Here is a 13156-nt window from a genome sequence, read left to right on the forward strand (position 1 = left end):
ACTGATCTCTGAAACCTTTACCGCCCGGAAACGAGCCGGAAACGACACCCGTCGCGAAGGCGGGCGACCTGTGCCACGCTCGTCGCATGCGCCACACACCCCGCTTCCTGATGACCGACGTCGCCGAGGTGCGGCGCGTGGTCGCCGAGAACCCGTGGGCGACGATCGTGTCCCACACCGCGGCCGGGATCGTCGCGTCGCACTACCCGGTGCTCCTCGAGACGCCCGGCCCCGACGACGACCCGGACGCGATCGTGCTCGTCTCGCACGTCGGCCGCCCCGACGAGGTCGCGCACGAGCTCGGGCAGCACGAGGTCCTCGTCGTGTTCCAGGGGCCGCACGGCTACGTCTCCCCCGCGTGGTACCCGCCGGAGCAGTTCGTCCCGACGTGGAACCACGTGACCGCGCACCTGTGGGGCACGCCGGAGATCCTGTCCGACGAGGAGAACTTCCGCGTGCTCGACGAGCTCGTCGACCACTTCGAGCGCGTCATGCCCGAGCCGGTCTCGCTCGACGTCGACGAGGAGACCGCCCGACGGGTGGCGAAGGGCACCGTGGGGATCCGCATCCGGGTCACGCGCTCCGACGCCCGCGCCAAGCTGTCGCAGAACAAGGCACCCGAGGTGGTCGAACGCATCGTCGCGGGCCTGCGCGGGGACGGGCCCTACGCGTCGCCGGCGCTCGCCGACGAGATGGACCGCGTGCGCGCGGAGAGCCGGGAGGCACGATGAGCGACCTCCTGCTGCGTTCCGTCCGGCGGGTGGGAACGTCCGGTGCCCCGTCCGACGTGCGGATCGTCGACGGACGGGTCACTGCGATCGCGCCCACCGGCACCCTCGTCGCAGCTGACGTCGAGGTCGTCGAGGCCGACGGCGCGTGGCTCGGTCCGGGGCTCGTCGACCACCACGTCCACTTCGACCAGTGGGCCCTCGTCCGCCGTCGCGTCGACGTGTCCGGCTGCGACTCGGCGGAAGCAACCGCCGACCTGCTCGCCGGGGCGGCGCGTACCGCCGTGCCGGACGGCGGTCCGGCCGCGACGATCGTCGGTCACGGCTACCGGGACGGGCTCTGGCCCCGCCCCGCGCGACGCGAGCTGCTCGACCGGGCCGCGCCGGGCCTCCCGGCCGTCGTCATCAGCGGTGACCTGCACGCCGTCTGGTGCAACGCGATCGCCCTCGAGCGGTTCTCGGCGGCGGTGGGCCGCCCGCTCGTGGCGGGCGACGACGGGGTGCTGCGCGAGCAGGACGCGTTCGACGTGACGGCCGCGCTCTCCCGCGTGCCCGACGACGTGCTCGACGGCTACGTGTCCGACGCCGTCGACGCGGCCACGGCGCGCGGCGTGACCCGCGTCGTCGACCTGGAGATGCGGTCCGGCCTCGGCCGCTGGACCCGACGGGTGCGGGCCGGCACCGACGGACTCCGGGTCGCGTGCGGCGTGTACCCGCACGAGCTCGAGGACGCGATCGCCCGTGGACTCCGCACCGGCGCGGTCGTCGACGGCACCGGCGGACTGCTGTCGACCGGCCCGTTCAAGGTGATCACCGACGGATCGCTCGGTACCCGGACCGCGGCGATGGCCTCCGGCGACGGCGTCCTGGCCTACGCGTTCGACGAGCTCGTGGCGATGGTCCGCCGGGCGGTCGACGCCGGGCTCGTCCCGGCCGTGCACGCGATCGGTGACCGGGCGAACACGCTCGCACTCGACGTGTTCGAGGCCGTCGGCGCGCGCGGGTCGATCGAGCACGCGCAGCTGCTCGACGGCGCCGACCTCGACCGGTTCGCCCGGCTCGGGGTCGCCGCGTCCGTCCAGCCCGAGCACGCGATGGACGACCGCGACATCGCCGACCGGCACTGGGCGGGCGAGACGGACCGGGCCTTCCCGTTCGCCGCGCTCGAGCGGGCCGGCGCCGAACTGCGGCTCGGCTCGGACGCGCCCGTCGCGCCGCTCGACCCGTGGGTATCGATGGCGGCCGCGGTCGGACGGGACCGGGACGGCCGCGAGCCGTGGCACCCCGAGCAGCGGATGTCGGCGCTCGCCGCGTGGAGGGGGTCCACCGACGGCCGGGTCTCGGTCGCGGTCGGTGACGCCGCGGACCTCGTGCTGCTGCCGCTGGACCCGCTGGCGGTCGCCGTGTCCGAGCCGTCGGACGTGCTGCGAACGATGCCGGTGCTCGCGACGGCCGTCGCCGGGCGGTTCACGCACCGCTCGGTGTGACGCGCTACTTCTGGTCCTTCGGGCACCAGTAGAGCTTGCGACCGGCCATGTCCGCCATCCGGATCTCCGTGCCGCACACCCGGCAGGGCTCCCCCTGGCGGTGGTACACCCAGTGCCGGTCCTTCCGCGACCGCAGCGCCTTCTTGTGATCAGCCTCGGACAGGTCGTCCATCGTCAGCATGAGGCCGTCGCGGACGCCCTCGTGCAGCAGCTTCGACCAGTCCTGCCAGAGCGCCTTCGCCTGCTTGACGGTGATCTTCTTGCCGGGCTTGTACGGGTCGATGCGCTGCCGGAAGAGCAGCTCCGCGCGGTAGATGTTCCCGATGCCGGCGACCACCGACTGGTCCATCAGCAGCTGGCCGATCGCGACGTTGCGCTTCCGCACGTTCTCGACGAAGGTCTTCTCGGCCTCGGGACCGTCGTCGTTGATCGGGTCCGGACCGAGCTTGTCCAGCGCCTTCTGCACCCCGGCAGGGTCCTCGACCACGCAGGCGGTCGGACCACGCAGGTCGGCGACGGTGTCCTCGGTGAGGATCCGCACGCGCACCTGGCCGACCGGGTCGGGCGGGAAGGACTCGATCGGGTCCTCGGCCTTCTCCTGCTCAGCCATGCGGTAGCGGGCGAGCCGCGGGGCGCCGATCGACGCGAGCGACTCCTCGCCGTCGCCGTCCTCGGACAGGGCCTCCGCCGACGAGATCACGCCCGCGAAGTCCCACGCTCCGTAGAGACCGAGGTGCACCCGGAGGAACAGGTCGTCCTCGAACTCCAGGAACAGCTGCTTCGCCACCGCCCGCGCTGCGGTCATCCGCTTGCCGTCGAGCTGCGCCGCTCCGGCCGCGAAGCGACCCTGCGGACTCGACACCTCGCAGCGCTTGCCGACGAAGTGCCGCGAGAACTGGTTCGCGATGCGGTGGACGGAGTGACCCTCTGGCATCGGTCCTGTCTACCCGGACTACTCGTCGATCTGCCGACCGGCGATGTGCCCCGTCGTCTCGTACTCGGCGAGCTGCGCGATGCGGCGGGCGTGACGCTCCTCGCCGGAGAAGGGCTCGGCGATGAAGAGGTCGACGAAGCGGATGGCCTCGTCCTCGGTGTGCTGCCGGGCACCGATCGAGATGACGTTCGCGTCGTTGTGCTGGCGGGCGAGGAGGGCCGTCGACTCGTTCCACACCAGCGCGGCCCGGATGCCCTCGACCTTGTTGGCCGCGATCTGCTCGCCGTTGCCCGAACCGCCGAAGACGACACCGAGCGCCTCGACACCGGCACGCTGGTCCTGCACCACGGCGTGCGCGGCGTTGATGCAGAACGAGGGGTAGTCGTCGAGCGCGTCGTACTCGGACGGACCGTGGTCGACCACCTCGTGCCCCGCCTCGGTGAGGTGCTGGGCGAGGGTCTTGTTGAACTCGAGGCCGGCGTGGTCCGTTCCGAGGTGGATGCGCATGGCCTCGATCCTATTCCCGCGCCTACGCCGCCCGGACCACGACGACGACGTACCGGACCGCCTCGTCACCCGGGTTGCGGTAGACCACGTCCGCCGGGTCGCCGAGCTCGATCCGGTCCCCCGCGCCGAGCCGCGTGGACTCCCCCGCGACGACCACCTCGAGGACGCCGTCGACGACCCAGATGCAGTGACGGAGGAAGGCGTAGGCGCTCGCCGGGTACGCGACCTCGCGTCCGGCCGGGAGGCGCACCTCCGTGACGTCCGCGGGGAACGCCGCACTCGAGACGGGACGCCGGCGGTACCCGGTCTCCGGGTCGGTCCAGGAGTCCGCGGTCGCCCCGCGCTGCACGCCACGCGCCTCGTCGGGATCGGCCGTGCGCGGGACGTCGTGCTCCAGCGTCTCGTCGAGGAGCTGCGAGACCGTGAGACCGAACGCGCCGGACAGCCGACCGAGGATGGTGGCCGTCGGGCTCGACACCCCGCGCTCGACGCGGTTGATCATCGCGCGGGAGACGCCGGACTCCTCGGCGAGCTCGGTCAGACTCCACTTCCGCTCGGTCCGCAGGCGCTGCAGGCGTTGCCCGAGGCGGCGCTGGTCGGCGTCGTCGGCGGTCTCGGCAGCGCTCCCGGCCGCGCCCTCCGCCAGTTCCGTTGCCGCTCCCGCGTCGTCTACGATCTGAGACATGACGACAGCATATGCGACGGGCAGTCCTGCCTCCGTCACCGTGCGGGACTGCGAGCCGCGCGACCTCGACGTCGTCCACGCGCTGCACGTCGACGCCGTGCTGCACTCGACGGCGATCTGGCAGGAGGAGCCGCACCCACGGGAGTACTTCGACGGGTGGCTCGCCGAGCGTCGTGCCGCCGGACTCCCCGTGCTCGTCGCCGAGGTCGACGGGATCGTCGCCGGCTACGTCACCTACAGCGCGTTCCGGCCGCACCAGGGGTACCGCCACACGGTCGAGCACAGCGTCTACGTCGTGCCGGCGTTCCGCGGCCGGGGCATCGCGACCGTGCTGATGGACGCCCTCGTCGCACACGCCCGTGCGGCGGACGTGCACGTCGTGATGGCCGGCATCTGTTCGTCGAACACGGGCTCGATCGCCCTGCACGAGCGGCTCGGGTTCGTGACCGTCGGGGTGCTGCCCGAGGTCGGGCGGAAGTTCGACCGGTGGCTCGACCTGACGCTCATGCAGTTGCGCATCGCTTGAGGCGCACGGCCGGTGGAGGTCACTCGCTGCCGGGCAGCGGCACCTCGATCGGCGGAGGAGACGGACGGAACGCCGGGGCAGTGTCGCCGTGCGCAACGGCACGATGGGTGGGGCGAACCAGTCCCACGCGAGCGCTTCCTCGGCCGCCGCGGGGCTCTCCGTGAGGCAGTCGTTGCACCGCGCGTGCCACCCCTCGTCGTCGTGCCAGCGGTGTGGGTGCCCCTCCGGCACCCAGTCCGGCGACCACCTGACGTCGAAGGCGTACACGATCTCGGCGGCGATGCCCCACGCCAGCTTGCGCAGTGCAGCGTCCTCGATGCCCTGCTCCCACGACAGCCAGCCGTTCCGGAGTTCCTCGAGGACGTTGTCGGCCAGGAGCGCGTGGTGCCGGTTCTCCCACGCATCGCCCGAGGAGCGCACCACGACGGCCGGAGTGTCCGAGGGGACCGACGGCGTAGCGGTCTCTGTGCTCGGCTGCGCGCTCGCACCGTGCGTCCGTGCGTAGCGCTCGCCCTCGGGCGCGTTCATGAGCCACAGCGTCGCGGCGAGGTCCTCGTCGGACTCGCCGACTCCCGGCGCGCTCACGTACCGGGACTGCAGCGTGGCGACCTGGTCCGCGATCGTCCGGTCGGTCTCGACGAACGCCAGCACGCCCTGTGCCCGCACGAACATCCCGCTCGTCAGCAGGCCCCGACGGAGGCCGACCTCGAGCGCCCGGAGTGCCATCGCACGGGCGGCGCCAGGGTCCGGCTCGTGGTCCGTCCGCGCCAGCCGGTGTACGGCACGGAGATCGGTGGCACACCCGTTGCGGCCGAACTCGAGGACGTCGAGCAGGAGCCGTTCCTCGGGCGTCCTCGGTGCAGGCTCGGCGCTCGGTGGAAGGCCGTCGTCGCGCCGGACGCTGCGCCGCTGCACCTTCGGGTCCTCGGCGTCGACGGGTGGGACCACGTCGATGTACTGCTCGTGACCGGGCAGCGGCTCGCGGAGCGCTGCGATCGAGCCGTCGGGCATCTGCCGGACCTCGATGGTCGGGAAGGCCACGTACTCAAGGCCTGCGTCAGACAACGATCTCGTCCCCATGCGGCTCGATGACGTTGCCTTCGGCGTCCCAGATCCCCTCAAAGGAGTGGTCCACGTGCGCATCCGGATCGATACCCGCTGCCTCACGCCGACTCCGCTCGGCCGAGTAGAGATGCATCCCTCGGGGAGTGTCGGTCGCGAAGACGTTCCAGAGCGTGCCGGTCGTACGGTATCGCGCGTCAGCTCGCTCGAGACGTTCCTCCGCCGATCCATCCCAGTTCGACCACCTCCCGCGCCCGTCCTCACCAGGTTCGAGAGATCCGAGACCCATGATGTCCTGCTCGACCGAAGCCCGGATCCAGCCGAGCACGCGGGAGCGCGTGGTCGCGTCGTCCTCGCCGGTGCGGTAGGCGATGGGCTCGTGCCATCCGTAGAGGTCCGTACCCAGACCGTCCGCGACGTCGGCGAGGAGTTGGTAGGTCAGTTCGTTCATCGGGCGTCCTCCGGTAGGTCGTGTGGATCCGATCCCTTCGGGAGATGGATCCTGATCTTGTCCTTCGAGCTCGCGTGGACATCAATGGTCTGACCGCCGGATCGGCTGTCCGTGCGGGTGCGCGGCTCGGCGTCAGACAGCGATCTCGTCACCGCGTGGCTCGATGACGTTCCCGTCGGCATCCCAGACGTTCCGAAGCCGTGGGAGCGTGTCTCGACCAGCGGACAGACGCCGCGTACGTTCCCGTGTGTACATCTCCGAGCCGTGCTCCGTCCTCATCAGGTAGCAATCCCAGAACTGCACCTCGTCAGGCTCGACATCAACGGTGTAGATCGCAGCGATGCGTTCGACCAGTGACTCGGGGTCGCCGGTCCACGGCCGCCATACGGCTCTGCCCGAGTCGCCGTCCTCGAAGTTCCCGACCGCCACGAGATCGCCCTCGAGGAGCTGCTGAAGGCGTCGGAGGAGCCACGAGCGAGTGTCCTCGAGAGGGCGATGGCGGCCCTTCTCAATGTTGCCGGACCATGCCCACAGGTCGTCTCCCGTCCCGTCTTCGACACTGGCGAGGCAGTAGTAGGTGAACTCGTTCATCGTCAGCCCTCCGGTAGAGCGTCATCAGGAAGATCGTGCGGACCGGGTCGATCGACGCGCTCTGGCAGGTGCACCTTCACGTTGTCCCACTCCGACGACTTCGGGTTGTGCACCTCGACCACTGGTCCCCCGGTTCCGCTGTCACGCCGGTACTGCACCCTCGTGCCATCTGGAAGGACCACCTGGATGCGATCTCGAGCGGTCCCGGTGACGAGCTTCCCGCCACGACTCAGATCGCGCCACGCCGCCACGACCTCCTCGGGCGTGTCCACCTCTCGGTGCGGTTCGGTCTTCCCCGGCCGACCGATCGAACGGATGTGCTCGTTCGCCTCCGGCCCGGTCATCGGCCCGATGACGTCGGTCATGATGCCAGCACCACCGGCGACCTCGCGCGGCTTGCCGGTGAGTGGATCGTGCGTCCAGGCCCAGGCGTCCCGGTCGGCCTGCGCCATCCGTTGCCGCATCGCATCCGCGGGAGTCTGCTTCGCGGTGTCACCGCTCAGACCGAACAGGATCCCGAGGAGCTCGAGCGCGGACAGTCCGGCGGCCGCACTCCCCGCCCCGGCGGCCGTGCCACCGGCCGCGCCGAGCCACGGCCACGGGAACTGGAACGGCGTCGAGGGGAACCCGGGGAGCGGCATCGGCGCCACCAAGCTCGCGTTCCGGACGTCCGTCTCGTCGGTGGCGAGCCCGTCCGTCGAGTCCCCGCCGTCGATCCGACCGATGCGGGAGGCCAGGTCGCGCTGCCACTCCCGCCACTGCTCGTTCCACGCATCCGCCGCCGATCGGAGCGCGGCGTCCTCGGCGGCGAGGCCGGGAACCTGCCGCCACGGCGTCGCCGCCGACGGTGGGTCAGCCAGCGAGGCGTCGTGCTGCGCCACGGCATCGCCGATCCCTCCCGTGAAGGACGCGATCCGTTCCACCAGGGCAGTCCGCCGGGAACGGAGGTCGGCGAACTCGAATGATGCCGTGTCGAGGAGCCGGTGCAGGGCCGTGACGCTGTCGGCCAGGCCGTCGGCTGCATCGCTGGACCGGCGGGTCATCGCGGGCATCGCCTCGCTCACCCCGGGCATCGCGAAGACCGACGGCACGGCGGCCCAGGAACGGTCGCCGTTCGCGGCAGCGGTTCGGACGCGCTCCCCAGCAGTGCTCGCCACACCGGCTGCGGCGACGACCGCCGCCATGTCGAGACGGATCTCGTCGAGGAGCCCCGCGGTCACCGGCGCGTTCACCGGACGGCGCCCCGCTCGGCCCGAACGGCCATCTCCGCGTCTGCTTCGTCCACCGCGGCCAGGGCGACGCGGCCGACCGCGCTGACCGCCGCGAGGTGCGCGCCGATCCGCGGTGCGGTGGCCGAGCGCGCAGCGGCGAAGGACGAGACGGCCGATGCGACGACGTCCGAACCGCTCGCCGCCGAGGTGACGGCGTCGAGCGCCTCGGCCAGTGCCCCCGCCCGTTCGGCGACGTCCTCGGCCGCGCCGTGGACGTCCGCGACCGTCCGTTCGGTCGCCCCTCGGTCGACCCGGTACTGCTCCCCCATCGAGACCCCCGTGCTCGTGATGTTTCAGCGTTCAGCCAGCACCGTAGCAGACTGGAGGCACGGTGCGGACCCGCACCGTGCCTCCAGTCCTCCCGCTGGTCGCGTCCGCGACGCAGGCCGTGCTACGCGACCGTGTCGAAGATCGGACCGACCGTCCGCGAGCGCTTGAGCTCGAAGAAACCGGGGTACTTCGCGACGGCGACGACGCCGTCCCACAGGTCCACCGCCTCCTGTCCCTTCGGTGCCGGCGAGATGACCGGGCCGAAGAAGGCCGTGCCCTCGACGGCGATCACGGGCGTCCCGACGTCCTGGCCGACGCGGTCGATGCCCTCCTGGTGGCTCGCGCGGACGACCTGGTCGACCTCGTCGGTCCAGGCGTACTCGAGCAGGTCGGCGTCGAGGTCGAGCTCGCGGAGCACGGCCGGGACGACCTGCTCGGGGTCGGACTCCTGGCGGTGGTGGACGTGCTCGCCGAGCGCGTCGTACAGCGGCTTGACGATCTCCTGGCCGTGACGGAGCGCCGCGGCGGTGACGATCCGCGGGTAGAGCTGCCCCTTGTGGATGCGCTCGCGGTACTCCTGGGAGATGTCCTGGTCCTCGTTCAGGACGAACAGGCTCATCACCTTCCAGGTCACGTCGAGGTCCCGGTGGCGGGCGACCTCGTCGACCCAGCGGCTCGTCATCCAGGCCCAGGGGCAGTTCGGGTCGAACCAGAACTCCACAGCGGTACGGGCGGTCTCGGTGTTGTCCACAGCAGTCTCGGTCACGGTGCGAGCGTACGCGCGCTCGCTAGGCTGATCCCATCGTCCCGACGGCGCACGACGCCGTGCCGGGACTCCCCCTCACCGCGGACATCGATCGTCCGCGCCGCAAGCGAAGTTGGAGCGTCCGTGCCCGGAGAGAACCTCACCAGAACCGAAGCCCAGGAACGTGCCGCGGTCGTCGCCGTGCAGACGTACGACGTCGAGCTGGACCTGACCCGCGGCGCCGAGACGTTCGGCAGCACCACGCGTGTCCGCTTCACCGCGACGCCCGGCGCCTCGACCTTCATCGACGCGATCACGAAGGCCGTGCACTCGGTCGAGCTGAACGGTGCCGCGCTCGACGTCGCCGCGGTCAACGACGGTGTCCGCATCCAGCTGGACGGGCTGCAGGAGCAGAACGAGCTCGTCGTCGTCGCCGACGCGCTCTACACGAACACGGGCGAGGGCCTGCACCGCTTCGTCGACCCGGTCGACGACGAGGTCTACCTGTACTCGCAGTTCGAGGTGCCGGACTCCCGCCGCATGTTCGCGGTCTTCGAGCAGCCCGACCTCAAGGCCGAGTTCACCTTCACCGTGACGGCCCCGGCCCGCTGGCAGGTCGTCTCGAACGCCCCGACGCCCGAGCCGCGCGTCGACGGCGAGGTCGCGACGTGGGTCTTCCCCGCGACGTCCCGCATCTCGAGCTACATCACGGCGCTGATCGCCGGTCCGTACGAGGTCGTTCGCGACGAGCTGACCAGCCGCGACGGCCGGACGATCCCGCTCGGCGTCTTCGCGCGTCGCTCGCTCGCCGAGTACCTCGACCCGGAGTACGTGTTCGAGACGACGAAGAAGGGCTTCGCGTACTTCGAGGAAAAGTTCGACGTCGCCTACCCGTTCGAGAAGTACGACCAGCTGTTCGTGCCGGAGTTCAACGCCGGCGCGATGGAGAACGCGGGTGCGGTCACCTTCACCGAGACCTACGTGTTCCGGTCCAAGGTCACCGACGCCATCAAGGAGCGCCGGGTCGTCACGATCCTGCACGAGCTCGCGCACATGTGGTTCGGCGACCTCGTCACGATGAAGTGGTGGAACGACCTCTGGCTGAACGAGTCGTTCGCCGAGTGGGCCTCCACGATCGCCACGGCCGAGGCCACCGAGTGGACCGAGGCGTGGACGACCTTCCAGGCCATGGAGAAGTCCTGGGCCTACCGCCAGGACCAGCTCCCCTCGACGCACCCGATCGTCGCGACGATCAACGACCTCGAGGACGTCCAGGTCAACTTCGACGGCATCACGTACGCGAAGGGCGGCTCCGTCCTCAAGCAGCTCGTGGCGTGGGTCGGCATCGACGCGTTCTTCGCAGGCGTCTCGGCGTACTTCAAGAAGCACCACCACTCGAACACCGAGCTCCGCGACCTGCTCGTCGAGCTCGAGGCGACGAGCGGCCGGGACCTGTCCGAGTGGTCGCAGCTGTGGCTCGAGACCGCCGGCGTCAACACGCTGCGCCCCGAGATCGAGGTCGACGAGGCCGGCGTGATCACCTCGTTCGCCGTCCTGCAGGAGGCCCCGGCGGACCACCCGACGCTCCGCCCGCACCGGCTCGCGATCGGCGTCTACGCGTTCCAGCAGGACGCGGAGGCACCGTTCGGCGCCGACACCGCGTCGTCGGGCGGCAAGCTCGAGCGTGCGCACCGCGTCGAGATCGACGTGGACGGCGCCCGCACCGAGGTCCCCGAGCTCGTCGGCGTGCACCGCGGCGACCTCGTGCTGCTCAACGACGACGACCTGGCGTACGCCAAGATCCGTCTCGACGAGCAGTCCCGCCGCACGGCGATCGAGCACCTCGCCTCGATCGCGAACCCGCTCGCCCGCTCGATCGTCTGGGGCGCGATGTGGGACGCCACGCGCGACGCCGAGTCGCCCGCGAGCGACTACGTCCGCCTGGTGCTCGGCAACATCGCCACCGAGACCGAGTCGACGACGATCCGCACGACGCTGTCGCAGCTGCTGCTCACCGCTCGCAACTACGTCGCCCCGGCGAAGGTCGACGCCACCGTCCGCTCCGTGGGCGACACGCTGTGGCAGCTGGCCGCGTCGGCTGAGTCCGGGTCCGACGCTCAGTTCCAGTTCGTGAAGTTCTTCGCGCAGATCGCCTCGACGCCGGAGCACGTGACGACGCTGCAGGGCCTCCGGGACGGTTCGGTCACGCTGCAGGGTCTCGAGGTCGACACCGACCTGCGCTGGGAGCTGCTCGAGGGCCTCGTGCTCGCGGGCGCCGCCGGTGACGCCGAGGTCGACGCCGAGCTGGCCGCGGACAAGACCGCGTCGGGCGAGCAGGCCGCCGCGCGTGCCCGTGCGACGATCCCGACCGCCGAGGGCAAGCTCGCGGCGTTCTCGTCGCTCGTCGACTCCGACGAGCTGCCGAACGCGATCGTCCGGCAGACCACCGTCGGGTTCCAGCACACGAACAGCCCCGTCGTCCTCGAGGGTCTGGTGTCCCGCTACTTCGACGCCCTCACCCGCATCTGGGCGGAGCGCAGCTACCACATGGCCGACACGATCGTCACGGGGCTCTACCCGGCGCCGCTCGCCTCGGTCGAGCTCCGCGACGCGGCGAACGCCTGGCTCGAGGCGCACCCGGAGACCCCGGCGCTCCGTCGCATCGTGACGGAGAACGTCGCCGGCACCGAGCGGGCGCTGCGGGTCCAGGCGGCCGACGCCTGATCAGAGCGACACGCGATGCCAGAGGGCGGGGCCTCGGTGATCCTCACGGGACACCGAGGCCCCGCCCTCTAGCATCGTCCGGATGATGAACTCGGCAGCGAACACGACCGACGACGTCTCGAAGTGGGCGTCCAACGCCTTCACCCAGTTCGTGGACACCTGGCACATCCCGATCACGATCGTCATCACGATCCTCGTGGCGATCATCGTCCGGCTGCTGCTCCGTCGCACGATCAAGCAGGTCGTCGACCGGATCGTGAACGGCGTGAAGAAACGGCAGGGCGCCGACGACACCCAGGCGCTCATCGCCTCGCCGGTGCAGACCGCCCGCGTGGTGCAGCGGACCCGCACGCTCGGCAGCGTGCTCGAGAACCTCGCGACGGTGGTCATCGCCGTGATCGCGCTCGCGATCATCATCTCCACGTCCTTCCCGACGGCGGCGGTCGGCATCGTCGGAGGTGCCTCGGTCGTCGCCGCGGGCCTGGCCGTCGGCGCGCAGAGCATCGTGAAGGACCTGCTGTCCGGAGTGTTCATGATCCTCGAGGACCAGGCCGGCGTCGGCGACGTCGTGGACACCGGCCCCGCGACCGGCGTGGTCGAGAACGTCGGTCTGCGCGTGATGCAGATCCGCGATGTCAACGGCATCCTGTGGTTCGTCCCGAACGGTCAGATCCTGCGCGTCGGCAACCTGTCGCAGGGGTGGTCGCGAGTGCTCGTCGACATCACGGTGCCCTACGACACCGACATCGACGCCGTGCAGGACGCACTCCTCCGCACGGCGGTCGCGATGTCGCAGGAACCCCGCTGGCGGCAGCGGATCGTCGAGAAGCCCGAGATCTGGGGGCTACAGTCCATCACCGACGCCGGCATGGTGTTCCGGCTCGTCGTGAAGACCCGCGCGTCCGAACTCGACGTCGTCGGTCGCGAGATGCGCGTCCGCCTGAAGCGCGCCGTCGACGAGCTCGGCGTGACGCTGCCGGCGATGGCGATGATCATGCCCGAGGGGTGGGAGAACGCCACCTCCATCAACGGCCTGCGCACCGTGCGCACCCAGCCGACGCCGGCACCCACCAAGTCCCGCGGGAAGCGTGGGAACCTGTTCGGGCGGGCCATCCGCACCGACGACCAGGAGTCCGGGAAGGACCACCAGTGAGCGACCCCACCACGCCCGTCCC

Annotated in this window: 13 protein-coding genes; 5 read left to right on the forward strand and 8 right to left on the reverse strand. The window is 70.8% G+C overall.

Translation table 11 applies throughout. The annotated features are described in order from the left end of the window. The first annotated feature begins 86 nt into the window (after positions 1-86). The gene (locus AB0N84_RS00925; RefSeq protein ID WP_363543142.1) at positions 87-731 is read left to right on the forward strand and encodes an FMN-binding negative transcriptional regulator; all 645 of its coding nucleotides are present in this window, start codon (positions 87-89) and stop codon (positions 729-731) included. Further along, positions 728-2215, forward strand: coding sequence for an amidohydrolase family protein (locus AB0N84_RS00930; RefSeq protein WP_363543144.1), 1488 nt, complete (start codon positions 728-730; stop codon positions 2213-2215). Before AB0N84_RS00925 ends, AB0N84_RS00930 begins: the two co-directional genes overlap by 4 nt. Before the next feature lie 4 nt (positions 2216-2219). Here the strand turns inward: AB0N84_RS00930 and AB0N84_RS00935 are convergent, their stop codons facing one another. The 3 genes from AB0N84_RS00935 to AB0N84_RS00945 are packed head-to-tail and all read right to left on the reverse strand — an operon-like array spanning position 2220 to position 4341. Then, the gene (locus AB0N84_RS00935) at positions 2220-3149 is read right to left on the reverse strand and encodes a DNA-formamidopyrimidine glycosylase family protein (protein ID WP_363543146.1); all 930 of its coding nucleotides are present in this window, start codon (positions 3147-3149) and stop codon (positions 2220-2222) included. An 18-nt stretch (positions 3150-3167) separates the two neighbouring features. After that, a complete protein-coding gene (locus tag AB0N84_RS00940; RefSeq protein WP_289457662.1) occupies positions 3168-3656 on the reverse strand; it encodes a ribose-5-phosphate isomerase in 489 nt (162 codons plus the stop codon). 22 nt (positions 3657-3678) lie between these two features. Then, positions 3679-4341, reverse strand: a complete 663-nt coding sequence (locus AB0N84_RS00945; protein ID WP_289457663.1) for a helix-turn-helix domain-containing protein — start codon at positions 4339-4341, stop codon at positions 3679-3681. Between AB0N84_RS00945 and AB0N84_RS00950 the strand changes: the two genes are divergently transcribed. Continuing rightward, positions 4340-4867, forward strand: coding sequence for a GNAT family N-acetyltransferase (locus AB0N84_RS00950; RefSeq protein WP_289457664.1), 528 nt, complete (start codon positions 4340-4342; stop codon positions 4865-4867). The genes AB0N84_RS00945 and AB0N84_RS00950 overlap by 2 nt on opposite strands. A 1057-nt stretch (positions 4868-5924) precedes the next feature. Here the strand turns inward: AB0N84_RS00950 and AB0N84_RS00955 are convergent. The 5 genes from AB0N84_RS00955 to AB0N84_RS00975 form a co-directional block, all read right to left on the reverse strand. Further along, the gene (locus AB0N84_RS00955; RefSeq protein ID WP_363543150.1) at positions 5925-6380 is read right to left on the reverse strand and encodes a hypothetical protein; all 456 of its coding nucleotides are present in this window, start codon (positions 6378-6380) and stop codon (positions 5925-5927) included. A gap of 132 nt (positions 6381-6512) precedes the next feature. Further along, positions 6513-6971 (reverse strand): hypothetical protein, encoded by a 459-nt coding sequence (locus AB0N84_RS00960; protein ID WP_182045728.1) that lies wholly within the window; start codon positions 6969-6971, stop codon positions 6513-6515. Between the two features lie 2 nt (positions 6972-6973). Continuing rightward, the gene (locus AB0N84_RS00965) at positions 6974-8191 is read right to left on the reverse strand and encodes a hypothetical protein (RefSeq protein ID WP_289457667.1); all 1218 of its coding nucleotides are present in this window, start codon (positions 8189-8191) and stop codon (positions 6974-6976) included. 8 nt (positions 8192-8199) lie between these two features. Then, on the reverse strand, positions 8200-8511 hold the full coding sequence (locus AB0N84_RS00970; RefSeq protein WP_363543152.1) for a hypothetical protein: 312 nt from the start codon (positions 8509-8511) through the stop codon (positions 8200-8202). Positions 8512-8633: 122 nt separating this feature from the next. Beyond that, on the reverse strand, positions 8634-9194 hold the full coding sequence (locus tag AB0N84_RS00975) for a disulfide bond formation protein DsbA (RefSeq protein ID WP_289457902.1): 561 nt from the start codon (positions 9192-9194) through the stop codon (positions 8634-8636). A gap of 207 nt (positions 9195-9401) precedes the next feature. Here AB0N84_RS00975 and pepN point away from each other — a divergent pair, with 207 nt between their 5' ends. Together pepN and AB0N84_RS00985 are read left to right on the forward strand one after the other, a co-directional pair. Beyond that, complete coding sequence (pepN, locus tag AB0N84_RS00980) at positions 9402-11981, forward strand: aminopeptidase N (RefSeq protein WP_363543154.1); 2580 nt, start codon at positions 9402-9404, stop codon at positions 11979-11981. Between the two features lie 82 nt (positions 11982-12063). Continuing rightward, complete coding sequence (locus AB0N84_RS00985) at positions 12064-13134, forward strand: mechanosensitive ion channel domain-containing protein (RefSeq protein WP_363543156.1); 1071 nt, start codon at positions 12064-12066, stop codon at positions 13132-13134. The last annotated feature ends 22 nt before the right edge of the window (positions 13135-13156 follow it).

This window comes from Curtobacterium sp. NPDC089185 (assembly GCF_040685235.1).
Lineage (GTDB): Bacteria > Actinomycetota > Actinomycetes > Actinomycetales > Microbacteriaceae > Curtobacterium > Curtobacterium citri.

What these genes read in the sequence shown, in the direction of transcription:
- AB0N84_RS00925 (WP_363543142.1), top strand. Translation starts at nt 87, where the DNA reads ATGCGCCACACACCCCGCTTCCTGATGACCGACGTCGCCGAGGTGCGG.
- AB0N84_RS00930 (WP_363543144.1), top strand. Translation starts at nt 728, where the DNA reads ATGAGCGACCTCCTGCTGCGTTCCGTCCGGCGGGTGGGAACGTCCGGT.
- AB0N84_RS00935 (WP_363543146.1), bottom strand. Translation starts at nt 3,149, where the DNA reads ATGCCAGAGGGTCACTCCGTCCACCGCATCGCGAACCAGTTCTCGCGG.
- AB0N84_RS00940 (WP_289457662.1), bottom strand. Translation starts at nt 3,656, where the DNA reads ATGCGCATCCACCTCGGAACGGACCACGCCGGCCTCGAGTTCAACAAG.
- AB0N84_RS00950 (WP_289457664.1), top strand. Translation starts at nt 4,340, where the DNA reads ATGACGACAGCATATGCGACGGGCAGTCCTGCCTCCGTCACCGTGCGG.
- AB0N84_RS00945 (WP_289457663.1), bottom strand. Translation starts at nt 4,341, where the DNA reads ATGTCTCAGATCGTAGACGACGCGGGAGCGGCAACGGAACTGGCGGAG.
- AB0N84_RS00955 (WP_363543150.1), bottom strand. Translation starts at nt 6,380, where the DNA reads ATGAACGAACTGACCTACCAACTCCTCGCCGACGTCGCGGACGGTCTG.
- AB0N84_RS00960 (WP_182045728.1), bottom strand. Translation starts at nt 6,971, where the DNA reads ATGAACGAGTTCACCTACTACTGCCTCGCCAGTGTCGAAGACGGGACG.
- AB0N84_RS00970 (WP_363543152.1), bottom strand. Translation starts at nt 8,511, where the DNA reads ATGGGGGAGCAGTACCGGGTCGACCGAGGGGCGACCGAACGGACGGTC.
- AB0N84_RS00975 (WP_289457902.1), bottom strand. Translation starts at nt 9,194, where the DNA reads ATGACGAGCCGCTGGGTCGACGAGGTCGCCCGCCACCGGGACCTCGAC.
- AB0N84_RS00985 (WP_363543156.1), top strand. Translation starts at nt 12,064, where the DNA reads ATGATGAACTCGGCAGCGAACACGACCGACGACGTCTCGAAGTGGGCG.